Source organism: Streptomyces sp. NPDC051684, assembly GCF_044453445.1.
In the GTDB taxonomy this organism is placed as follows: domain Bacteria; phylum Actinomycetota; class Actinomycetes; order Streptomycetales; family Streptomycetaceae; genus Streptomyces.
In genome coordinates this window covers 109,464-131,434 of the sequence record NZ_JBITCS010000008.1, presented here as the reverse complement: position 1 = coordinate 131,434, position 21,971 = coordinate 109,464, and the positions used below count along the sequence as shown (strand labels likewise).

Annotated in this window: 20 protein-coding genes; 15 read left to right on the top strand and 5 right to left on the bottom strand. The window is 68.2% G+C overall.

All coding sequences use genetic code 11. From position 1 onward, the window contains the following. Window positions 1-10: 10 nt before the first annotated feature. The 3 genes from ACIA8D_RS12440 to ACIA8D_RS12430 all read left to right on the top strand — a co-directional run bounded on the left by ACIA8D_RS12440 (window position 11) and on the right by ACIA8D_RS12430 (window position 4,328). Complete coding sequence (locus tag ACIA8D_RS12440; RefSeq protein WP_399231289.1) at window positions 11-706, top strand: HAD family hydrolase; 696 nt, start codon at window positions 11-13, stop codon at window positions 704-706. Between the two features lie 357 nt (window positions 707-1,063). Then, window positions 1,064-2,680, top strand: coding sequence for an ABC transporter substrate-binding protein (locus ACIA8D_RS12435; protein WP_399231287.1), 1,617 nt, complete (start codon window positions 1,064-1,066; stop codon window positions 2,678-2,680). A 70-nt stretch (window positions 2,681-2,750) separates the two neighbouring features. After that, window positions 2,751-4,328 carry an ABC transporter substrate-binding protein gene (locus tag ACIA8D_RS12430; protein WP_399231285.1) on the top strand — a complete coding sequence of 526 codons (1,578 nt, stop codon included), beginning with the start codon at window positions 2,751-2,753 and terminating at the stop codon, window positions 4,326-4,328. Between the two features lie 115 nt (window positions 4,329-4,443). Here the strand turns inward: ACIA8D_RS12430 and ACIA8D_RS12425 are convergent, their stop codons facing one another. Next, on the bottom strand, window positions 4,444-5,115 hold the full coding sequence (locus ACIA8D_RS12425; protein WP_266721484.1) for a response regulator transcription factor: 672 nt from the start codon (window positions 5,113-5,115) through the stop codon (window positions 4,444-4,446). A gap of 49 nt (window positions 5,116-5,164) precedes the next feature. Continuing rightward, entirely contained in the window at window positions 5,165-6,064 is a 900-nt protein-coding gene (locus tag ACIA8D_RS12420; RefSeq protein WP_399231283.1) for a RecB family exonuclease, read from the bottom strand. 179 nt (window positions 6,065-6,243) lie between these two features. On the opposite strand from ACIA8D_RS12420, the gene ACIA8D_RS12415 reads away from it, so the two are divergent. Then, entirely contained in the window at window positions 6,244-7,800 is a 1,557-nt protein-coding gene (locus ACIA8D_RS12415) for a site-2 protease family protein (RefSeq protein WP_399231281.1), read from the top strand. Window positions 7,801-7,819: 19 nt separating this feature from the next. Here the strand turns inward: ACIA8D_RS12415 and ACIA8D_RS12410 are convergent, their stop codons facing one another. Then, window positions 7,820-8,233, bottom strand: a complete 414-nt coding sequence (locus tag ACIA8D_RS12410) for a hypothetical protein (RefSeq protein WP_399231279.1) — start codon at window positions 8,231-8,233, stop codon at window positions 7,820-7,822. Between the two features lie 143 nt (window positions 8,234-8,376). On the opposite strand from ACIA8D_RS12410, the gene ACIA8D_RS12405 reads away from it, so the two are divergent. Together ACIA8D_RS12405 and ACIA8D_RS12400 are read left to right on the top strand one after the other, a co-directional pair. Continuing rightward, complete coding sequence (locus ACIA8D_RS12405) at window positions 8,377-9,282, top strand: tRNA (adenine-N1)-methyltransferase (RefSeq protein ID WP_266721490.1); 906 nt, start codon at window positions 8,377-8,379, stop codon at window positions 9,280-9,282. A gap of 232 nt (window positions 9,283-9,514) precedes the next feature. Then, on the top strand, window positions 9,515-10,090 hold the full coding sequence (locus tag ACIA8D_RS12400) for a hypothetical protein (RefSeq protein ID WP_399231277.1): 576 nt from the start codon (window positions 9,515-9,517) through the stop codon (window positions 10,088-10,090). A gap of 75 nt (window positions 10,091-10,165) precedes the next feature. On the opposite strand, the gene ACIA8D_RS12395 is transcribed toward ACIA8D_RS12400, so the two are convergent. Next, window positions 10,166-10,480: a ferredoxin gene (locus tag ACIA8D_RS12395; protein ID WP_399231275.1), complete on the bottom strand. Its 315-nt coding sequence runs from the start codon at window positions 10,478-10,480 to the stop codon at window positions 10,166-10,168. Window positions 10,481-10,743: 263 nt separating this feature from the next. Between ACIA8D_RS12395 and arc the strand changes: the two genes are divergently transcribed. The 6 genes from arc (at window position 10,744) to prcA (ending at window position 16,897) form a co-directional block, all read left to right on the top strand. Beyond that, entirely contained in the window at window positions 10,744-12,510 is a 1,767-nt protein-coding gene (gene arc / locus ACIA8D_RS12390; RefSeq protein ID WP_399231273.1) for a proteasome ATPase, read from the top strand. 280 nt (window positions 12,511-12,790) lie between these two features. Continuing rightward, complete coding sequence (dop, locus tag ACIA8D_RS12385) at window positions 12,791-14,302, top strand: depupylase/deamidase Dop (RefSeq protein ID WP_399231271.1); 1,512 nt, start codon at window positions 12,791-12,793, stop codon at window positions 14,300-14,302. 178 nt (window positions 14,303-14,480) lie between these two features. Next, the gene (locus ACIA8D_RS12380) at window positions 14,481-14,699 is read left to right on the top strand and encodes a ubiquitin-like protein Pup (protein ID WP_385759617.1); all 219 of its coding nucleotides are present in this window, start codon (window positions 14,481-14,483) and stop codon (window positions 14,697-14,699) included. Between the two features lie 310 nt (window positions 14,700-15,009). Beyond that, on the top strand, window positions 15,010-15,267 hold the full coding sequence (locus ACIA8D_RS12375; RefSeq protein ID WP_399231269.1) for an endonuclease VII domain-containing protein: 258 nt from the start codon (window positions 15,010-15,012) through the stop codon (window positions 15,265-15,267). Further along, window positions 15,219-16,064 (top strand): proteasome subunit beta, encoded by an 846-nt coding sequence (prcB, locus tag ACIA8D_RS12370; RefSeq protein ID WP_399231267.1) that lies wholly within the window; start codon window positions 15,219-15,221, stop codon window positions 16,062-16,064. The genes ACIA8D_RS12375 and prcB overlap by 49 nt, the downstream gene beginning before the upstream one ends. A gap of 62 nt (window positions 16,065-16,126) precedes the next feature. Further along, window positions 16,127-16,897 carry a proteasome subunit alpha gene (gene prcA, locus ACIA8D_RS12365; RefSeq protein ID WP_399231266.1) on the top strand — a complete coding sequence of 257 codons (771 nt, stop codon included), beginning with the start codon at window positions 16,127-16,129 and terminating at the stop codon, window positions 16,895-16,897. A gap of 59 nt (window positions 16,898-16,956) precedes the next feature. On the opposite strand, the gene ACIA8D_RS12360 is transcribed toward prcA, so the two are convergent. After that, on the bottom strand, window positions 16,957-18,003 hold the full coding sequence (locus tag ACIA8D_RS12360; protein WP_399231264.1) for a LacI family DNA-binding transcriptional regulator: 1,047 nt from the start codon (window positions 18,001-18,003) through the stop codon (window positions 16,957-16,959). A gap of 120 nt (window positions 18,004-18,123) precedes the next feature. Between ACIA8D_RS12360 and ACIA8D_RS12355 the strand changes: the two genes are divergently transcribed. The 3 genes from ACIA8D_RS12355 to ACIA8D_RS12345 all read left to right on the top strand — a co-directional run bounded on the left by ACIA8D_RS12355 (window position 18,124) and on the right by ACIA8D_RS12345 (window position 21,909). Beyond that, the gene (locus ACIA8D_RS12355; RefSeq protein ID WP_399231262.1) at window positions 18,124-19,383 is read left to right on the top strand and encodes an MFS transporter; all 1,260 of its coding nucleotides are present in this window, start codon (window positions 18,124-18,126) and stop codon (window positions 19,381-19,383) included. Window positions 19,384-19,392: 9 nt separating this feature from the next. Continuing rightward, the gene (gene pafA / locus ACIA8D_RS12350; protein ID WP_399231261.1) at window positions 19,393-20,754 is read left to right on the top strand and encodes a Pup--protein ligase; all 1,362 of its coding nucleotides are present in this window, start codon (window positions 19,393-19,395) and stop codon (window positions 20,752-20,754) included. Between the two features lie 144 nt (window positions 20,755-20,898). Continuing rightward, window positions 20,899-21,909, top strand: coding sequence for an FKBP-type peptidyl-prolyl cis-trans isomerase (locus ACIA8D_RS12345; protein WP_399231258.1), 1,011 nt, complete (start codon window positions 20,899-20,901; stop codon window positions 21,907-21,909). The last annotated feature ends 62 nt before the right edge of the window (window positions 21,910-21,971 follow it).

The following is a 21,971-nucleotide window of genomic DNA, read 5'->3' as shown; positions in this document are numbered from 1 at the left end:
AGGTGTACGGATGACCAGTACGGTCCCCGCACTCGGTACCCGAACGGCCGAAGGCTCCACGCTTCAGGCCGTGCTCCTCGACATGGACGGAACCCTCGTCGACACCGAGGGTTTCTGGTGGGACGCCGAGAAGGCCGTCTTCGCCGAACTCGGCCACACCCTCGAGGACTCCTGGCGCCATATCGTCGTCGGCGGGCCCATGACCCGCAGCGCCGGCTTCCTCATCGAGGCCACCGGCGCCGACATCACCCTGCCCGAGCTGACCGTGCTGCTCAACGACGGCTTCGAGAAGCGCATCAGCCGCTCCCTGCCCCTGATGCCGGGGGCCGCGAGACTCCTCGCCGAACTCGCCGCGCACGACGTGCCCGCGGCGCTCGTGTCCGCCTCCCACCGGCGCATCATCGACCGCGTCCTGGACTCGCTCGGGCGGGCCAACTTCCGCCTCACGGTCGCCGGTGACGAGGTCTCACGCACCAAGCCGCACCCCGACCCGTACCTCCTCGCGGCCTCCGGCCTCGGCGCCGAACCGGCGCGCTGCGCCGTCATCGAGGACACCGCCACCGGCGTCACATCCGCCGAGGCGGCGGGCTGTCAGGTCGTCGCCGTGCCGTCCGTGTCGCCGATCGAGCCCGCGCCCCGGCGCGCCGTCGTCCGCTCCCTGGAACACGTCAACGTGCCTTTCCTGAAGGGACTCATGACGTCCTGAAGTCCGCGAGGTGGCTGAATCGGTGCGCATGACAGGCTCGTTGGCCGTGTGACCTTTCCCACTCCCCCAGGGGTCGACAGTCCGTCGGGCAGGTGCTGCGCGACCGCTTTCCGTGCGATGCGAGGTGCCCTTGTGTCCCGATTGGCCACCCCATGCGACGAACCTTCCTCCTGAGGTGTTTTCGGTGCGTCCACGCCTGATTCCACAGCGTGATGGAAGCTCCGCTCCCGCGCCCGCGAACCGCGGCGGCACGCCCATTAATGTCGTCGCGAGAACATCGCCGTACCCTCCCGTCGCCCACGCGTCCCACCCCTTTCGCCGGGCCGGCGGGTTCAACAGCTCTGGAGAACTTCGAGCATGAACCGCAAGACTTTGGTGCTGCCGGCCATCATCGGTCTGCTGGCCCCCGTGCTCGCCGCATGCGGCGGGTCGGACAGCGGAGACGCGAGCGGCGATGCGATCAAGGTGGGCACCACGGACCGGTTCATCGCTTCCGGCAAGGTACCCGCGCCGTTCGACCCGGCGTACGCCTACGACACCGGATCCTGGAACGTGCTGCGCCAGACCGTGCAGACGCTCATGGCCATGCCGCGCAGCGGCAGCGGCGAGCCCGTGCCCGAGGCCGCCCAGAGCTGCATATTCTCCGACAGCGGCAGCGAGCGCTACGCCTGCAAGCTGCGCAAGGACCTCAAGTTCGCGGACGGCAAGCCGATCACCGCGGCCGACGTGAAGTACTCCATCGACCGCGTCCGGAACATCAAGAGCGACAGCGGTTCCTACGGTCTGCTCTCCTCGATCGACACCATCGAGACGCAGGGCGACCGTGAGGTCATCTTCCACCTCAAGTCCCCGGACGCGACGTTCCCGTACAAGCTGGCCACACCCTCCGCAGGCATCGTCGATCCCGACGAGTACCCGAAGAACAAGCTGCGCAACGGCTTCAAGGTCAACGGCTCCGGCCCCTACACCCTGAAGGCCAGCGTCAAGGACGACGCCGTCGTCAAGACCGTCTTCACCAAGAACCCCAACTACAAGGGGCAGTTGAAGCCGAAGAACGACAAGGTGGAGCTGGACTCCTTCACCGACGCCGACGCCATGGGCAAGGCGCTGGAGAAGGGCGACATCGACATGATGACGCGCACCATGTCGCCGGATCAGATCAAGAGGTACTCGAACCACACCGGCAGCGCGCCCAAGAACATCAACCTGGTCGAGATGCCCGGCATGGAGATCCGTTACCTCGGCTTCGACACCAAGGCGAGCACCGTCCGGGACAAGGCCGTCCGCCAGGCAATGGCGCAGCTCGTCGACCGCGGCGAGCTCGCCTCCAAGGTGTACGGCACCGGCGCCGAGCCGCTCTACTCGCTCGTGCCCAGCGGCATCACCGGCCACCAGAACTCGTTCTTCAACAAGTACGGCGACCCGAGCAGGTCCAAGGCCGCCTCGATCCTGCAGCAGGCGAACATCCACACGCCGGTCAAGCTGACCCTGCACTACACGAGCGACCACTACGGATCCGGCACGAAGAAGGAGTTCGAGCTCCTCCAGAAGCAGCTGAACGCCAGCGGTCTGTTCCACGTCGACATCAAGGGCGACGTCTGGGACACCTACCGCGACGCCCAGCTCAAGGGGAAGTACGACGTCTACGGCCTCGGCTGGTTCCCCGACTTCCCGGACGCCGACAACTTCCTCGCGCCGTTCCTCGACAAGGACAACTTCCTGTCGTCCCCGTACGCCAACAGCCAGATCCGCGGCGACCTGATCCCGGCCGAGCGCCGCGAGGCCGACCGGCTCACCGCGTCCAAGCCCATCCAGCAGATCCAGAACGTCGTCGCCGACGACGTGCCGGTCCTGCCGCTGTGGCAGGGCAAGCAGTACGTCGCCGCCCGCGACGACATCACCGGGGTGGAGTGGGCGTTGTCCGCCTCCTCGGTCCTTCAGCTGTGGGAGCTGGGCCGCGGCGTCAGCGGCTGAGCCCACCCCGGGGCCGGTCCTTCGCGGGCCGGTCCCAGCCCGTCCGCTCGACCGACGACAAGGCACGTACGTGAGAATGCGCAACCAGTGGCTGGTCATGCCCCTCGGCGCGGGACTCGCCGCGGCACTCCTGACCGGCTGTGGCTCTGACGAGAGCGACTCCGCCGACGGCGGCGACGCCGTGGTCATGGGAATGTCCGACGACATCCAGGCCACCGACCCGGCCTCCGGCTACGATCCCGGCTCGTGGCTGCTGTTCAACAACGTCTTCCAGTCACTGCTCAGCTTCCCCAACGGAGGCACCGAGCCGGAGCCGGAAGCCGCCAAGGAGTGCCACTTCAGCGACAGCGCCACCAAGGTCTACACGTGCACGCTGCGCCCCGGCCTGAAGTTCAGCAACGGTCACGCGCTCACGTCGAAGGACGTCAAGTTCTCCTTCGACCGCATGATGCGGATCAATGACGAGGCCGGCCCGGCGATCATGTTCCCGATGCTGGACAAGGTCGAGACCCCGGACGCGAAGACCGTCACCTTCAAGCTGAAGTCCGCCGACGCGACCTTCCCCAGCAAGATCGCCTCGGGCGCCGGATCGATCGTCGACCACACCGAGTACCCCGCGAACAAGCTCCGCGCGGACGGCAAGGCCACCGGCTCGGGCCCCTACAAGCTCGACTCCTTCGGCAAGAAGCAGGCCGCCTTCTCGGTCAACGCCAAGTACCAGGGCACCGCCAAGGTCAAGAACCACGGCGTCACCATGAAGTTCTTCCACGGTGACCAGGCGGGCCTGAAGAAGTCCCTGCTCGCCGGGAAGCTCGACCTCGCCTACCGCGGCCTCGCCGCCAAGGACGTCGCCGACATCGAGAAGTCCGGCACCAAGAACATGGACGTCATCGAGGGCACGAGCGCCGAGGTCCAGCACCTCGTCTTCAACATGAACGACCCGGTCGCCGGCAAGATCGGTGTCCGCAAGGCGATGGCCTACCTGATCGACCGCGACGCCCTCATCGACGACGTGTACGACCAGACCGCCACATCGCTGTACTCGATCATCCCGGCGGGCATCACCGGCCACAACACCGCGTTCTTCGACAAGTACGGGGCCCGCCCCTCGAAGAGCAGGGCGGCGGCCGCACTGCGCGCCGACGGCATCAACACGCCGGTCAAGCTCACGCTCTGGTCCACGCCCGCCCGCTACGGCCCCGCCACGGACGCCGAGCTGAGGACCATAGCCAAGCAGCTCAACGCGAGCGGCCTGTTCGACGCCGACGTGAAGTCCGTCGAGTTCGCCCAGTACGAGCGGGACATCAAGTCCGGCAAGTACGGCGTCTACGTCAAGGGCTGGGTGCCCGACTACCCGGACCCGGACAACTTCACCCAGCCGTTCTTCGGCAAGGGCAACGTCCTCGACAACCACTACGACAACAGCACGATCACCGGCCGGATCATCCCCGAGACCGGCGCCCAGAGCGACCGCTCCGGAACGGCCCCGCGCTACGAGCAGCTCCAGAACATCGTCGCCGACGAACTGCCCATCCTGCCGGTCTGGCAGGCCAAGCAGTACGCCGTCGCCAAGTCCGACGTGTACGGCCTGGAGAACTGCCTCGACGCGTCGACCGTCTTCCGGTTCTGGGAGATCAGCAAGGGCTGACACCGATCCGACCGATCACGGAGACCGCCCCGGCCGCAACAGCGCGCCGGGGCGGTTCTGCGTCCGGGTGCGGTGCTGCGTCGGGGCGGTTCTGCGTCCGGGGACGGTCCGCGGGCTACTGCGCGCCGGGGCGGACCAGCCCGCTCTCGTACGCGTACACGGCCGCCTGCACCCGGTCCCGCAGGCCCAGCTTCGTCAGCACATGGCCGACGTGCGTCTTCACCGTCGTCTCGCTCACGAACAGGTCGGCGGCGATCTCGGCGTTCGACAGGCCGCGCGCGACCAGCTTCAGCACCTCCACCTCCCGCTCCGTCAGCGTGTGCAGCGTGTCCGGAACCGGCTCGTCACCGGACGGGAGATGGTCCGCGTACTTGTCGAGGAGTCTGCGCGTGATGCTCGGCGCCAGCATCGCCTCGCCGGCCGCCACCACCCGGATCGCCTGCACGAGCTCACCCGCGGGCGCGTCCTTCAACAGGAAGCCGCTGGCCCCCGCCTTCAGGGCCTCCACCACGTACTCGTCGAGATCGAACGTGGTCAGCACCAGCACCTTCGCCGGGCCGTCCTTGCCGGGGCCCGAGATCTGCCGGGTCGCCTCCACGCCGTCCATCCGAGGCATCCGGATGTCCATCAGGACCACATCGGGCTGCAGGGCACGCACCTGGTCGAGCGCCTGCAGACCGTCCCCGGCCTCGCCGACCACCGCGATGTCCTGCTCGGCCTCCAGGATCATGCGAAAGCCCGTACGCAGCAGCGGCTGGTCGTCGACCAGTAGGACGCGGATGGCCACGAAACTCTCCTTTGATCCTTCGATAGACCCGGCGGCCCATTCTGCCCTGCTATGCCTGCGGGAGGTCCTCCACCCCGGCCGCTGCGGCCGGGACGATCCGCAGCGGGTACGGCGGGGGAGTGCCGCCGAACTCCGGGCACACCGCCTGGTGGTCGCACCAGCCGCACAGCTTCGTCGGCCGCGGCCGCCAGTCACCCGTCTCCGTCGCCTGCTGGATCGCCTCCCACAACGCGAGCAGCTTGCGCTCCACCCGCTCCAGATCCGCGGGCACCGGGTCGTACGTCACCACGTCCCCACTGCCCAGATACACGAGCTGCAGGCGGCGCGGCACGACGCCCTTCAGGCGCCACACCACCAGCGCGTAGAACTTCATCTGGAAGAGCGCGCCCTCCGCGTACTGGGGGCGCGGCGCCTTGCCCGTCTTGTAGTCGACGATGCGCACCTCGCCGGTCGGCGCCACGTCCACCCGGTCGATGATCCCGCGCAGCTTCAGACCCGACTCCAGCTCGGCCTGCACGAACAGCTCCCGCTCGACCGGTTCGAGCCGCGTCGGATCCTCCAGCGTGAACCACCGCTCCACGAGGCGCTCCACATCACCGAGCCAGCGCGCCATCCGCTCGCCCGCGGCCTCCTCGCCCTCACCGGCGTCGGCGAACAGCTCGGCCAGCTCCGGCTTCGACTCCCGCAGCCGCTCCCACTGGCCGGGAATCAGCGCCGTCGCCCGCGGCGCCGTCCGCTCGTCCGCGGGCGCGTCGAAGAGCCGCTCCAGGACGGCATGGACCAGCGTGCCCCGCGTCGCCGCCTCGCTCGGCTTCTCCGGCAGCTTGTCGATCACCCGGAACCTGTACAGCAGCGGGCACTGCATGAAATCGCTCGCGCGCGACGGCGAGAGCGACCCCGGCGGGGCGGCCACGGCCCGCTCGGGGGCCTGATCGGTGCTGGTCTCCATGCGTCACGACGATACGGGTCCGCACTGACAGTCAGGCACCTGCACGCGAAGCCGCGTCTTGCGTAGCGTGGCGCGGGGGAGTCGACCGGGGCCCGCCGACACTGTCCGCATACCATCGACGCCAGAACGTCCCGCCGGGCGGCGGGAAACGCTTCGAACGAGGGGACCGAGGGATCACCGTGGACGAGAGCGGGCAGCCGCAGTCCGGCACCGGCGAGGCGACGCCGCCCCGGCCGCCGGCCGCGGTCGAGCCGGATGCGACCGAAGCCCGCGCAACCAGTGAGGCCCAGGAGCCGGGCGAGCCGGAGACGCCGAAGGCGGCCGGCGAGGACCCGGCGCACCCGGCGCAGGACAAGCGGACCGACGCGGCACCGACCGGTACGGATCCGGCCGATACGGAACGGGCCGCTACGGAACCGGGCCCCACGTCACCGACCGACCCGGAACCGGCGCCCCGGGCCGCCGACCCGGCCACCCGGCCGCAGGACGTGCCTCCGACGCACCCCTACGACCGCCACCCCGAGCGCGCCGCCGCCACCTCCGGCAAGCGCAAGGGCGCCACCAAGGGCCCCACCAAACGCCCCGAACCGCGCGGCGGACTGCTCATGGGGCGCCCCTTCGGCGTCCCGGTGTACGTCGCCCCCAGCTGGTTCCTCGTGGCCGCGCTCATCACCTGGGTCTTCGGCGGCCAGCTCGACCGCGTGCTGCCCGAGCTCGGCGCCGCCCGCTACCTCGTCTCCCTCTTCTTCGCCGTCGCGTTCTACGCCTCCGTACTCATCCACGAACTCGCCCACACCGTCGTCGCGCTGCGCTACAAACTGCCGGTGCGCCGCATCCAACTGCAGTTCTTCGGCGGTGTCTCCGAGATCGAGAAGGAGTCCGAGACCCCCGGCCGCGAATTCATGCTCGCCTTCGTGGGCCCGCTGCTCTCCCTCGTCCTGTCCGGCGTCTTCTACGCGGCGATGCGCGCCGTCGAACCCGGCACCGTCCCCGGCGTGCTCCTGGCGGGCCTGATGATCTCCAACCTGATCGTCGCCGCCTTCAACCTCCTGCCCGGCCTCCCGCTCGACGGCGGCCGCATGCTCCGCGCCGTCGTCTGGAAGCTCACCGGCAGGCCCATGAGCGGCACCATCGCCGCCGCCTGGGTCGGCCGCGCCCTCGCCGTCACCGTCCTCATCGGCCTGCCGCTGCTCACCCAGTCCGGCGCCCTCGGTGAAGGCGCCGAAGAGGCGGGCGGCATGGACACCCTCATGGACGCACTGCTCGCCGCGATCCTCGCCGCGATCATCTGGACCGGCGCGGGCAACAGCCTGCGCATGGCACGGCTGCGCGAACACCTCCCCGACCTGCGCGCCCGCACCCTCACCCGGCGCGCCGTCCCCGTCGAGGCCGAAACCCCGCTCTCCGAGGCCCTGCGCCGCGCCAACGAGGCCGGCGCCCGCGCCCTCGTCGTCGTCGACGCGGACGGCGACCCGCACTCCCTCGTCCGCGAGGCCGCCATCGTCGGCATCCCCGAACACCGCCGCCCCTGGGTCCCCGTCAGCGGCCTCGCCCAGGACCTCACCGACGGTATGCGCGTCTCCGCCGAACTCGCCGGCGAAGAACTCCTCGACACCCTCCGCGAGACCCCCGCCACCGAATACCTCGTCGTCGAGGAGAACGGCGCCATCTACGGAGTCCTCTCCGCGGCCGACGTGGAACGCGCCTTCGTGAAGGCCATGGCCCGCCCGTCCTGAACGCGTGCCTGGTCCTGATTCACAGTGGCCGTCCGTGCGCGTCGCGCCGCCGCGGCACGGCATCCTGTCCGAGTCCGACAGCTCCCAGCAGCCCAACCAAAGCGGCGGGCGCAGTCAGCCACCACCAGACGCCGCCCCGGCTGACGGACACGGCCGACAGCAATAGCGCGATCAGCAGGAAGGCGATCGCAAGGCAGGTGCCTGCGTGGTCACGCGTCCGCTGGTCCTCTTCCTCGACGATCCTGCGGACAGTTGCGTCGACGTGCGCTCCCAGGACCCTCCTGGCGTCGCTGTCCTCCGGGAGCAGGCCCAACAGCTCGACGTCCTGCTTGACGATCTCGCGGGTCAGAGGGCGTTTGCGGCGGGCTTGCACGATGCTGCCGATCACGGTGATGGCAGCCACGACAAGGGGGACAGCATCGGTAAGGACCATGGTGGCTCCCGAAGGTGCGACGGCTCTCCGCATCACGATCCGCCGTCGACGGACCGGGCGGTACGGGCCGACGCCGCGTTCACCCCATCGGGTTTCGCCAAGCGATGGTCGGCGTCCCCCGCCGGGCCCGGTAGGCTGTTCACATGTCCGAACCGACCGGTGCCGCCCGCAGGCGCGGGCCCTTCACGGTCGGGGACCAGGTTCAGCTGACCGACCCCAAGGGCCGCCACTACACGTTCACGCTCGAAGAGGGAAAGAACTTCCACACCCACAAGGGTTCCTTCCCGCACGACGAGCTGATCGGCGCACCCGAGGGCAGCGTTGTCCGCACCACCGGAAACGTCGCCTACCTCGCGCTGCGCCCCCTGCTCCCCGACTACGTCCTGTCCATGCCCCGCGGCGCCGCCGTGGTCTACCCCAAGGACGCGGGGCAGATCCTCGCCTTCGCCGACATCTTCCCCGGCGCCCGCGTCGTGGAGGCGGGCGTGGGCTCCGGCTCCCTCAGCAGCTTCCTGCTGCGCGCCATCGGCGACCAAGGCATGCTGCACTCCTACGAGCGCCGCGAGGACTTCGCCGAGATCGCCAAGGGCAACGTCGAGCGCTACTTCGGCGGACCGCACCCCGCCTGGCAGCTCACCGTCGGCGACCTCCAGGACAACCTGTCCGACGGCGACGTCGACCGCGTCATCCTCGACATGCTCGCCCCCTGGGAGTGCCTGGACGTCGTCAAGAAGGCGCTCGTCCCCGGCGGTATCCTGTGCTGCTACGTCGCCACCACGACGCAGCTCGCCCGTACCGTCGAGTCCATCCGGGAGATCGGCTGCTTCAACGAGCCGACCTCCTGGGAGTCGATGATCCGCAACTGGCACGTGGAGGGCCTCGCCGTCCGCCCCGACCACCGGATGATCGGCCACACCGGCTTCCTGCTCACCGCCCGCCGCCTCGCGGACGGCGTCGAACCGCCCATGCGCCGCCGCCGCCCCGCCAAGGGTGCCTACGGCGAGGACTACGACGGCCCCAACGCCGCAGGCGGAAACCGCGGCCGCTGAGCCACTGAGGCCGGACCACCGAAAAACGTACAACCGCACAACGTGACAGCGCCGCCGCCGAGTTCCCCGCGCCAACGGGAACTCCGCGGCGGCGCTTGTTCGTTGACGAACCGGCAGCACCAGCACCAGATATCACCTGAGAAAGAACGGACCCCGCCGTTCCCGCGCACTGTGACGTATGGCACGATGCTGGCCACCCCCACCGGCACAGCCCTCACAGGAGACGCTCCTCGTGCAGCAATCCGCCGTCCCGGAACTGGCGCACACCACCACACGACCCATCCACTGGCTGGCCACCGCGGCCGCCCTCGCCGCGGTCGTCGCGGTCTCCGGCTTCCTCAAGCCGGACTCCGCCACCGCGGCCCAGGCCGACCACAAGGCCCCCACGGGCAGACCCGCGGCCGTCGCCGCACCCGACCCCGCCGCCGTCCACTTCCCGCTCGACTGCGGGCCCGTCAAGACCAAGGTCGTCCGCCAGGCGGCCGGCGACCTCGACGGCGACGGACGGCCCGAGACGGTCGCCGTCGTCCGCTGCGACGCCGGCGTCGGCACACCGCCCAGCGGCATCTACGTCCTCACCCAGCCCGCCGGGGCCAAGCCGCGCGTCGTCGCCACGCTCGTCGCGCCCAAGGACAACTACTCGGCGACCACCCTCGCCATACAGGACGGCTCCGTCCTCGCCGCCCTGGACGGCTACTCCTCCGACTCCGTGCCCCGCTACCGCCCGGACGTCCACGAGAAGGCCAAGTGGCAGTGGAAGGACGGGTCGTTCGTCCGCTCCACCCCCTCCGAGGCCCGCGCCGCCTGACACCGCACGCAATGGGCCCCGTCCGCCGGAGAACCGGCGGACGGGGCCCATTTTTCTACGCAGAGTGATGGACGGTTACTCGGCGTCAGGGCCGTGCACCTCGACTCTGTCCGAAACCCGCCGCACATGAATGCAGTCGCCGGGACACTCCTTCGCCGACGCCACCACATCCGTGAGAAGCGGAAGCGGCACCGGCGTTGCCGCACCCACGTCCTGCAACAACTCGTCGTCCGCGCTCTTCACATACGCCAGACCGTCGATGTCCAGCTCGAATACCTCGGGAGCGTACTGCGCACAGATCCCGTCGCCGGTGCACAGATCCTGGTCGATCCACACCTCCAGCGGAACACTGCTGTCGGTACCGGATCCGGCCTCTTGCCGCACGCTCATGTCTCCTGCCGTTTCCTGCGTCGCGGCCCCCGAAAGCCTCCCTCGGAGGAGCAAGTCGGGCCAAGCCTGACGGGTGTTGAACACTTCGACCCTACAACCGGCCGCTTTCCGATGTTGTTGGCTGGGTATTCCCCTGGCGTGAGGGAGAGCGCAAGGGTGAAGATCGGACACACCCCATCGTCTTTTTGATCTAGGGGTTTCAATCGACACCCGCCCAGGTAGGGTCTGGAAGCGTCCAGCTCCCCTTGGAGGAGGTGAGGACCGTGGCAGCCCACGACGACGACATCAACCGCGGCATCCGCCCGGGACGAGGGTCCGAAGACCCTGCCGGGCAGGTTGCCTATCTCGAGCAGGAAATCGCCGTCCTGCGGCGCAAGCTCGCCGACTCTCCGCGACACACGAGGATTCTCGAAGAGCGGATCGTCGAGTTGCAGACCAACCTGGCCGGCGTGTCCGCACAGAACGAGCGGCTCGCGGGCACACTCCGAGAGGCCCGCGACCAAATCGTGGCCCTCAAGGAAGAAGTCGACCGGCTCGCACAACCACCGGCAGGCTTCGGAGTCTTCCTCTCGGCCAACGAGGACGGCACCGCCGACATCTTCACCGGCGGCCGCAAACTCCGCGTGAACGTGAGCCCAAGCGTCGAACTCGAAGAGCTCCGACGCGGCCAGGAACTCATGCTCAACGAAGCGCTCAACGTGGTCGAGGCCATGGAGTTCGAGAGCGTCGGCGACATCGTCACCCTCAAGGAAATCCTCGAGGACGGCGATCGAGCCCTCGTGGTCGGGCACACCGACGAGGAACGGGTGGTACGGCTCGCCGAGCCGCTCCTGGACGTCACCATCCGCCCCGGCGACGCCCTCCTTCTCGAACCCCGATCCGGCTATGTCTACGAAGTCGTACCGAAGAGCGAAGTAGAGGAACTCGTCCTCGAAGAGGTCCCGGACATCGGCTACGAGCAGATCGGCGGCCTGGGCAACCAGATCGAACTGATCCGCGACGCTGTCGAGCTCCCCTACCTCTACCCGGACCTCTACCGGGAGCACGAACTGCGGCCGCCCAAGGGCGTCCTGCTGTACGGGCCCCCCGGATGCGGAAAGACCCTGATCGCCAAGGCAGTCGCCAACTCCCTGGCCAAGAAGGTCGCCGAGGTGACCGGAGTGGCCCAGGGCAAGAGCTACTTCCTCAACATCAAGGGCCCCGAACTCCTCAACAAGTACGTCGGTGAGACCGAGCGGCAGATCCGCCTCGTCTTCCAGCGTGCCCGCGAGAAGGCCAGCGAGGGCACCCCCGTCATCGTCTTCTTCGACGAGATGGAATCCCTCTTCCGCACCCGCGGATCCGGCGTCAGCTCGGACGTGGAGAACACCATCGTCCCGCAGCTGCTCGCCGAGATCGACGGCGTGGAAGGCCTGCAGAACGTGGTCGTGATCGGCGCCTCCAACCGCGAGGACATGATCGACCCCGCCATCCTGCGACCCGGACGACTCGACGTAAAGATCAAGATCGAGCGCCCGGACGCCGAAGCCGCCAAGGACATCTTCGGCAAGTACCTCACCGAACGCCTGCCGCTGCACCTCGACGACCTCGACGAGCACAGCAGCGACCGCGCCGCCACCGTCCACGCCATGATCCAGACGGCCGTGGAGCAGATGTACGCCGAATCCGAGGAAAACCGCTTCCTCGAGGTGACATACGCGAATGGCGACAAGGAAGTTCTCTACTTCAAGGACTTCAACTCCGGCGCAATGATCGAGAACATCGTCGGCCGCGCCAAGAAGATGGCCATCAAGGCCTTCCTCGAACAGAACCAGAAGGGGCTCAGGGTCTCCCACCTCCTCCAGGCTTGCATCGACGAGTTCAAGGAGAACGAGGACCTGCCCAACACCACCAACCCGGACGACTGGGCCCGAATCTCCGGCAAGAAGGGCGAGCGGATCGTCTACATCCGCACACTCGTCACCGGAAAGCAGGGCGCGGACACCGGACGCTCCATCGACACGGTGGCGAACACCGGTCAGTACCTGTAAAAGACAGGGTGGCTGCGGGTGCCCGAACCGGGTACCCGCAGCCGACTGTTTTGCGGCAGCGCCGCGCGGCACACCACAGGAACCGACCACGCCACCCACCGCTCGAAGCCGGAGCGAATCCAATGACGCAAATGATCTCCCCACCAGCGCAAAGGCGTTCTAGGCTCTTCCATGCCGCCGAGTCGCGCAGTGCGGGGACGGGCACCGCACACGCACCGGAGAACCAGCGGTACTTGAGCGACGCCCCCGACCGAGGGCGCTGCCGGGCAAGGAGGGCCGCATGACCGTACGGCGAGTAATGGGCATCGAGACGGAATACGGGATCTCCGTCCCCGGCCACCCCAACGCCAATGCCATGCTCACCTCGTCCCAGATCGTCAATGCCTACGCCGCGGCGATGCACCGGGCCCGCAGGGCCCGCTGGGACTTCGAGGAAGAGAACCCGCTGCGCGACGCGCGAGGCTTCGACCTCGCACGCGAGGCCGCCGACTCCAGCCAGCTCACCGACGAGGACATCGGCCTGGCCAACGTCATCCTCACCAACGGAGCGCGCCTCTACGTAGACCACGCGCACCCCGAATACAGCGCCCCGGAGGTCACCAACCCCCGCGACGCCGTGCTCTGGGACAAGGCCGGCGAGCGCATCATGGCCGAGGCCGCTGACCGGGCGGCCCAGCTGCCCGGGGCCCAGCCCATCCACCTCTACAAGAACAACACCGACAACAAGGGCGCCTCTTACGGGACGCACGAGAACTACCTGATGAAGCGGGAGACCCCGTTCTCGGACATCGTGCGCCACCTGACCCCGTTCTTCGTCTCGCGCCAGGTCGTCACGGGGGCCGGCCGCGTCGGCATCGGCCAGGACGGCCACGAGCACGGCTTCCAGCTCAGTCAGCGCGCGGACTACTTCGAGGTCGAGGTGGGCCTCGAGACCACGCTCAAGCGGCCCATCATCAACACCCGCGACGAGCCGCACGCGGACGCGGAGAAGTACCGCCGCCTGCACGTGATCATCGGCGACGCGAACCTGTCGGAGATCTCGACCTACCTCAAGCTCGGCACGACGTCACTCGTTCTGTCCATGATCGAAGATGGCTTCATCGCCGTCGACCTGGCCGTGGACCAGCCCGTCCGCACCCTCCACCAGGTCTCGCACGACCCGTCCCTGCAACACCTGATCACGCTCCGTAGCGGCCGCACACTCACCGCGGTCCAGCTCCAGATGGAGTACTTCGAACTCGCCAGGAAGTACGTGGAGGAGCGCTTCGGCGCCGACGCGGACGACCAGACCAAGGACGTCCTGAGCCGCTGGGAGGACGTACTCGGGCGCCTGGAGACGGATCCGATGAGCCTGTCCGGCGAGCTCGACTGGGTCACCAAGCGTGAACTCATGGACGGCTACCGGCGCCGCGACAACCTCGAATGGGACGCCGCGAAGCTCCACCTCCTCGACCTCCAGTACGCCGACGTGCGGGCCGAGAAGGGCCTCTACAACCGTCTGGAGGCGCGCGGCAAGATGAAGCGCCTCCTGGACGAGACAGAGGTCGAGAACGCCCGTACGAAGCCGCCGGAGGACACCCGTGCGTACTTCCGCGGGCGCTGCCTGGAGCAGTACGCGGACGACGTCGCGGCGGCCTCCTGGGACTCGGTCATCTTCGACCTCCCCGGCCGGGACTCGCTCCAGCGCGTCCCAACCCTGGAACCCCTCCGCGGAACGCGTAACCACGTGAAGGAGCTCCTGGACCGGTGCCGCACGGCAGAGGACCTGGTCAAGGTGCTGTCCGGCCAGTGACGCGGCGCATGATCCACCGATGATCAATCACCGATCCGGGGCTGAAAAGTCGGTGGCGGGGGAATCACAGAGGTGGGCCCCGCACGTTGCACAAAGTGCGGGGCCGATGTCAGAGCCGACGCGTAGGGTTCTGATCACGAACGAGCTGTTATCTCGAACCGAGCGGGGTGAGCTGGACATGGCAACCAAGGACACCGGCGGCGGACAGCAGAAGGCGACACGCTCCACCGAGGAGGTCGAGGAGCAGCAGGTCGACGAGCAGTCGACCGAGGACCTCAAGGAGCGCCAGGAGAAGCTGAGCGACGACGTCGACTCGGTTCTGGACGAGATCGACGACGTCTTGGAGGAGAACGCAGAGGACTTCGTTCGAAGCTTCGTTCAAAAGGGTGGACAGTAGTCCGCATACATGAACGCTAGCGATCTGAAGCGCTGCGCGCGCTGTGGTGACATGCTGCCGCGTACGTCTTTCGGGGTGCACAGGGGGCGGACCGACGGCTTGCAGGACTACTGCAAGCCGTGCGCTCGTGAGTATGCGAAGGAGTGGGACCGGCGTAAGCGGCAGGAGCGGCGAGAGTTGAAGAATCCCGCTGTTCCTGCCGGGCACAAGCGGTGCCGCACTTGTGGCGAAGTGAAGCCGCACAGTGACCCTGTGCAAATCCTGCAAGGCGGCACAGGGGCGGGCTGGGCACCTCAAGCGGCAATACGGCATGACCGAAGCCGAGCGCGACGCGATGGTCGCTTCTCAGATGGGGATCTGCGTGATCTGCCTCAAGGCTCCCGCAGTTCATGTGGATCACTGCCACGAGACGGGTAGGGTCCGTGGCGTACTGTGCTTCAACTGCAATTCGGCCATCGGCAAGTTGGGGGATGACCCCGGCACCGTCCGTCGGGCCGCTGCCTACTTGGAAGGAAACGCGTGGAAGCCAACCCTCGTAGCTCCGGGCGTCTACCGGCTGCCTTCCTGACGCCGGGATCCTCGTCCTTCATGGACTTCCTGTCCGAGCACCAGCCCGAAATCCTGCCGGGCAACCGGCAGTTGCCGCCGACGCAGGGCGTCATCGAGGCCCCGCACGGCACGACCATCGTGTCCATCACGTTCCCCGGCGGCGTGGTACTCGCCGGTGACCGACGGGCCACGATGGGGAATGTGATCGCGCAGCGCGACATCGAGAAGGTCTTCCCGGCGGACGAGTACTCGGCCGTGGGTATCGCCGGCACCGCCGGTCTGGCCGTCGAGATGGTGAAGCTCTTCCAGTTGGAGCTGGAGCACTTCGAGAAGGTCGAGGGTGCGCAGCTGTCGCTGGAGGGCAAGGCGAACCGGTTGTCGACCATGATCCGGTCGAATCTGGGCATGGCCATGCAGGGTCTTGCCGTGGTGCCGCTGTTCGCGGGTTATGACGTGGATCGTGAGCGGGGCCGGATCTTCTCGTACGACGTCACGGGCGGCCGCAGCGAGGAGCACGGGTTCGCCGCGACCGGTTCCGGTTCGGTGTTCGCGCGTGGGGCGATGAAGAAGCTCTACCGCGAGGATCTGACGGAGGAGCAGGCGACGACGCTGGTCGTGCAGGCGCTGTACGACGCGGCGGACGACGACTCGGCGACGGGTGGTCCTGACATGGCGCGGCGGATCTTCCCGATCGTCACGGTGATCACGGAGGACGGGTTCCGGCGGCTGTCGGACGACGAGTCGTCCGGGATCGCGCGGTCGATCCTGGAGCGGCGCATGGAGGAGCCGGACGGTCCGCGGGCCGCTCTGCTCTAGCCGGTCGACTCTCCTTTGGTTGCCTACTCATCGAGCCACTGACAGAAAGGGACGGATAGCCGGTGTCGACGCCGTTCTATGTCTCACCCCAGCAGGCGATGGCCGACCGCGCGGAGTACGCGCGCAAGGGCATCGCTCGCGGTCGCAGCCTTGTCGTGCTGCAGTACGCCGATGGCATCGTGTTCGTCGGCGAGAACCCGTCCCGTGCTCTGCACAAGTTCAGCGAGATCTATGACCGGATCGGCTTCGCGGCCGCCGGTAAGTACAACGAGTACGAGAACCTTCGGATCGGTGGCGTGCGCTACGCGGATCTGCGGGGTTACACGTACGACCGTGACGATGTGACGGCTCGTGGTCTGGCGAATGTGTACGCGCAGACGCTGGGCACGATCTTCTCCAGCGCGGGGGAGAAGCCGTACGAGGTGGAGTTGGTGGTCGCCGAGGTCGGGTCGTCGGCCGAGGGGGACCAGATCTACCGCCTTCCGCACGACGGTTCGATCGTCGACGAGCACGGCTCGGTGGCGGTCGGTGGCAGTGCGGAGCAGATCAGCAATTACCTGGATCAGCAGCACCGGGACGGCATGACGCTGTCCGAGGCGTTGAAGCTGGCCGTGACCGCGCTGTCGCGGGACACCAATGGGGGCGAGCGGGAGATTCCCGCGGAGCGTCTTGAGGTGGCGGTTCTGGACCGTACGCGGCCGCAGCAGCGGAAGTTCAAGCGGATCGTGGGGCGGCAGTTGTCGCGGCTGCTCACGGCCGAGGGGGCTGCCGCGACGACGGAGGCCGAGTCGGACGCGGTGTCCGACGACGACGGTTCTTCTGAGGGCAAGTAGGAGCGCGTAGCGCGTCGTGTGCCCCGGCCGGTTGTGAGACGGGCCGGGGCACACGTGTGTCAGGGGCGGGGTGCGGCGGGTCCGGTGGAGCCGCGCACGATCAATTCGACGGGGAGTGGGGCGGTTTCGGCTTCGTGGCCGTCGAGGACGGCGAGGAGTGCGCGCATGCCGTGTGCGCCGACCTCTTCGGCGGGCAGGCGCACGGTGGTGAGTTCGGGTTCGATGGCGGTGGCGAGGGAGAGGTCGTCGAAGCCGGTGATGGAGAGGTCGTCGGGGACGCGCAGGCCGAGGCGGCGTGCGGCTTTGCAGGCGCCGGCGGCGAGTTTGTCGTCGTCGCAGACGATGGCGGTGGGTGCGGTGAGGCCGGAGGTGCGCAGCGCCGTCTCGGTGGCGACGAGGGCGTCCTCGACGGTGAGGGCGGAGCGGATGGTGCGCACGGTGGTGTCCGGCAGGGCTGCGGTGCGGGCGGCGAGTTCGTGGGCGCGGAAGTCGAAGGTCCAGGACTGGACGGCGGAGGCGAGATGCAGGAAGTCGCGGTGGCCGTGGGCGACGAGGTGGTCGGTGATCTGCCGGATGCCGTCGGCGAGGTCGAGGTTGACGGTGGTGGCGCCGGGGCTGCCGGTGGGGTCGCTGTCGAGCATGACGAGGGGAATGGCGGGGGTGTCGCCGCCGCGCAGGTTGGTGAGGGCGTCGGCGGCCATGGAGGAGGCGAGGATGCCGTCGAGGGCGGCGCGGGCGGAGGGGAAGGGGTCGCGGGCAGGGCCGATGCCGTCGGGTGAGGGGTAGAGGACGACACCGAAGTCGTGTTGTGCGGCGACGCAGGCGGCCCCTGTATAGACGCCGGCGAAGAACTCGTTGGTGAGTGCGGGGACGACGAGGAGGGCGGTGCGGGTGCGGCCGGTGCGGAGGTTGCGGGCGGCGAGGTTGGGGCGGTAGCCGAGTTGTTCGGCGGCGGCGCGGACGCGTTCGGCGGTGGACTCGGAGACGCGGCCGCGCCATTTGCCGCCCATGACGAGGGAGACGGCGGCCTGCGAGACGCCGACGGCGCGGGCGACGTCCCTGCTGGTGGGGCGGGCGGTCGTGGTGCCGTCCGGGCCGCTGGTCACTGGTGCCTCCGTGGGTGTCGTTCCAGGGTGCTCGACGTTAGCGGGTGGCTCTGCCGGTCGGGCACGTGGTACGTATAACCCCTCGACGTTATACGTAAAACTTCAGGGCGGGGGCGGGCGATGGCCGCGGGCTATGCGGAGATCCTCAGGGCGCGGCACGCGATGCGGCTACTGACGGGGACGCTGGTGGGGCGGCTGCCCAATGCCACTGCCCCGATCGCCGTCGTGCTCTTCATCCGGGCCGAGGGCGGTACGTACAGCCTGGCGGGCGCGCTCGCGGCGGTGTACGGGGTGGCGAACGCGGTCGGGCAGCCGCTCCTCGGCCGTCTCGTCGATCTGCGGGGCCAGCCGAGGGTGCAGTTGCCGGCGGCGGTCCTGTCCGGGCTCGCGATGACGGTCTTCGCGTTCGTCGGGACGGACTCGCTGCCGTTGGCGTACGCGGCGATGGCCCTGGCCGGGCTGTTCACGCCGCCGCTTGAGGGCGGACTGCGCGCGCTGTGGCCCAGTGTGCTGGCGCGCGAGGAGCAGGTGCACACGGCGTACGCGATGGACGCGATCGCGCAGGAAGTCATGTTCACTGTGGGGCCGTTGCTGGTGACGCTGTGCGTGTCGCTGTGGTCGGCGCAGGCGGCGCTCGTGGTGCTCAATGCGATCGGGGTGCTCGGCGCGCTGTCCGTGGTGCTGTCGAAGCCCTCGCGCGCGTGGCGTTCGGCGCCGCGCGAGGCGCACTGGCTGGGGGCGCTGCGTTCGTCGGGGCTGCTGGTCCTGCTCGTCGCGTTCCTGTTCATCGGGACGGCGCTCGGTTCGATCACCGTGGCGGCGATGTCGTACGCGGAGGGGCGCGGCGGCGACGCGGTGTACGGCTGGCTGATGGCGGCGATCGGGATGGGCGCTCTGGTGGGCGGCAGCGTCTACGGGGCGCGGCAGTGGAGTGGCGCCGCGGAGAAGCGACTTCGGTGGCTGGTGGCGCTGCTCGCGTTGTTCTACGTGCCGTTGGTCCTGATGCCGGGGCCGGTCGCGATGGTGGCCCTGATGGTGCTGGCGGGGGTGTTCCTGGCGCCGTGCATCGCGTGTGCGTTCATCGTCGTGGACCGGCATGCGCCGGTGGGCACGGTGACGGAGGCGTTCTCGTGGCTCGTGACGACGTTCATGGTCGGCTCCAGTGTGGGAACCGCGGTGGCGGGTCCGGTCGTCGAGTGGGCCGGCACACGGTGGGGGTTCGCCGTTCCGGCCGTCACTGGCGCGCTTGCACTGGTCGTGCTGCTTTCAACGGGTCGGGTGCTGGCGGAGCCGCGCACGTCCGGGCGTGTCGCGCGCTCGTCGGAAAATGATCCAAACCGTGCCGTCGAACCCCGTTTCAGCTCGGGGGATCGGGCGTAATGTTCAGTCATGGACCGCCGCATTTTCGGGCTGGAGAACGAGTACGGCGTCACGTGTACGTTCAGGGGACAGCGCCGCCTGTCTCCTGACGAGGTGGCGCGGTACCTCTTCCGCCGTGTCGTGTCATGGGGCCGCAGCAGCAATGTCTTTCTGCGGAACGGCGCCCGCCTTTACCTTGATGTCGGGTCACATCCGGAATACGCAACTCCCGAATGTGACAACGTGACCGAGCTGGTCACGCACGACAAGGCGGGCGAGCGCATTCTGGAAGGCCTGCTCGTCGACGCCGAACGCCGCCTGCACGAGGAGGGAATCGCGGGCGACGTATACCTGTTCAAGAACAACACGGACTCGGCTGGTAACTCCTACGGCTGCCATGAGAACTACTTGGTGGCGCGGCACGGGGAGTTCTCGCGGCTCGCGGACATTCTCATCCCGTTCCTGGTCACGCGTCAGTTGCTGTGCGGCGCGGGCAAGGTGCTGCAGACTCCGCGCGGTGCCGTGTACTGCGTGAGCCAGCGCGCCGAGCACATCTGGGAGGGCGTCAGCTCCGCGACGACGCGTTCCCGGCCGATCATCAACACCAGGGACGAACCGCACGCGGACGCCGAGCGCTACCGCCGGCTGCACGTCATCGTCGGCGACTCGAACATGTCCGAGACGACGATGCTGCTGAAGGTCGGCGCCACCGATCTCGTCCTGCGCATGATCGAGGCGGGCACGGTGATGCGGGACCTCACCCTGGAGAACCCGATCCGGGCGATCCGCGAGGTGAGTCACGACATCACGGGCCGCCGCAAGGTGCGGCTCGCCAGTGGCCGGGAGGCCTCGGCCCTCGAGGTGCAGCGCGAGTACTACGAGAAGGCCGTGGACTTCTGCGAGCGCAGGGGTATTCGCAGCGGCACCGTGGAGCAGGTCCTGGAGCTGTGGGGCCGCACGCTCGACGCCATCGAGACCGAGAACCTGGACCTGGTGGGCAATGAGATCGACTGGGTCATGAAGTACAAGCTCATCGAGCGTTACCGCGCGAAGCACAACATGACGATGTCGCACCCGAGGGTCGCGCAGATAGACCTCGCGTATCACGACATCCACCGGCAGCGCGGTCTCTACTACCTCCTGGAGAAGAAGGGCCAGGCCAAGCGGATCTGCAACGATCTGAAGATCTTCGAGGGCAAGTCGGTGCCGCCGCAGACCACGCGCGCGAGGCTGCGCGGTGACTTCATTCGCCGTGCCCAGGAGCAGCGCCGGGACTTCACGGTCGACTGGGTGCATCTGAAACTGAACGATCAGGCGCAGCGCACGGTGCTGTGCAAGGACCCGTTCCGCAGTGTGGACGACCGGGTGGAGAAGTTGATCGCCGGTATGTGATCGCCGGTGTGCGCTCGCGCACGCTGAGCAAACCGGCCAGGGGCCTCGTACGAATCATTCGTACGAGGCCCCTGGCCGTCCCTTGGAATGACAGGTGGAGGGCCTAGAGTGGCCGGACCCTATTCGAGCGACTTGAGGACCACTGTGCGACGCCGACTTGCAGCACTACTGATCGTGCCGGCACTGGCGCTGACCGCGACGGCTTGCGGCAGCGACGACGGCAAGAAGGATTCGGCGGACAAGGCCGACTCGTCCTCGTCGAAGCCGGGCGCAGTGCCGAAGGCGGTCGACAAGGCCGACCCGATGCCGAAGGTCTCGGGGGCGTACGGCAAGCAGGCGAAGATCTCGCTGCCGAAGGGCGACCCGAGCGACAAGTTCGTCGTGCACACGTTGTCCCAGGGCGACGGTCCCGCGGTGAAGAAGAACGACCTGGTGTCGATGAACTTCACCGGCAAGGTCTGGAAGGGCGGCAAGGACCTCGGCTCCACCTACGGAGCGCAGGGCGGCGGTGACCAGATGGTGACCGCGGGCGCCGAGGGTCAGCTTCCGGCGTTCTCGCAGGCCGTGCTCGGGCAGAAGGAGGGCAGCCGGGTCCTCGTCGTGGCGCCGCCGGCCGCGGGCTTCGGCAGCCAGGGCAACCAGCAGGTGGGCATCAAGGGCTCGGACACGCTCGTCTTCGCCCTGGACGTCGGCAAGGTCATCCCGAAGAAGGCCGCGGGCAAGCAGGCCTCGATCCCGTCGAACCTGCCGCAGATCCAGGCCGACAAGGAAGAGCCGGCGACGATCTCGATCCCGAAGAGCGACCCGCCGAAGGACCTGGTCGACAAGGTCCTGATCCAGGGCAAGGGTGACGAGGTCAAGAAGGGCCAGACGGTCACCATGCAGTACAGCGGTGCCGCCTGGAAGATCAACGAGGGCAAGAAGAAGGCCGAGCTGTTCGACTCGTCCTGGAAGAGCGGTCAGCCGTTCACGACGCCGATCGGCGCCGGTCAGGTCATCAAGGGCTGGGACAGCGGGCTCGTCGGCAAGCACGTCGGCGACCGGGTGCTCCTGGTGATCCCGCCGGAGCAGGCGTACGGCAAGAAGGCGCAGGGCAAGACGCTGCCGGCCAACTCGACGCTGGTCTTCACCGTCGACATCCTCGCCGCGCACTGAGCCGTCACGCACCGCGCTGCGGAAGATGGCAGACTGTCCCGGTTGCAGAGCAGTCAACAAGC

What these genes read in the sequence shown, in the direction of transcription:
- ACIA8D_RS12440 (WP_399231289.1), top strand. Translation starts at nt 11, where the DNA reads ATGACCAGTACGGTCCCCGCACTCGGTACCCGAACGGCCGAAGGCTCC.
- ACIA8D_RS12435 (WP_399231287.1), top strand. Translation starts at nt 1,064, where the DNA reads ATGAACCGCAAGACTTTGGTGCTGCCGGCCATCATCGGTCTGCTGGCC.
- ACIA8D_RS12420 (WP_399231283.1), bottom strand. Translation starts at nt 6,064, where the DNA reads ATGGAGACCAGCACCGATCAGGCCCCCGAGCGGGCCGTGGCCGCCCCG.
- ACIA8D_RS12410 (WP_399231279.1), bottom strand. Translation starts at nt 8,233, where the DNA reads ATGGTCCTTACCGATGCTGTCCCCCTTGTCGTGGCTGCCATCACCGTG.
- ACIA8D_RS12405 (WP_266721490.1), top strand. Translation starts at nt 8,377, where the DNA reads ATGTCCGAACCGACCGGTGCCGCCCGCAGGCGCGGGCCCTTCACGGTC.
- ACIA8D_RS12395 (WP_399231275.1), bottom strand. Translation starts at nt 10,480, where the DNA reads ATGAGCGTGCGGCAAGAGGCCGGATCCGGTACCGACAGCAGTGTTCCG.
- dop (WP_399231271.1), top strand. Translation starts at nt 12,791, where the DNA reads ATGACCGTACGGCGAGTAATGGGCATCGAGACGGAATACGGGATCTCC.
- ACIA8D_RS12380 (WP_385759617.1), top strand. Translation starts at nt 14,481, where the DNA reads ATGGCAACCAAGGACACCGGCGGCGGACAGCAGAAGGCGACACGCTCC.
- ACIA8D_RS12375 (WP_399231269.1), top strand. Translation starts at nt 15,010, where the DNA reads ATGACCGAAGCCGAGCGCGACGCGATGGTCGCTTCTCAGATGGGGATC.
- ACIA8D_RS12355 (WP_399231262.1), top strand. Translation starts at nt 18,124, where the DNA reads ATGGCCGCGGGCTATGCGGAGATCCTCAGGGCGCGGCACGCGATGCGG.
- pafA (WP_399231261.1), top strand. Translation starts at nt 19,393, where the DNA reads ATGGACCGCCGCATTTTCGGGCTGGAGAACGAGTACGGCGTCACGTGT.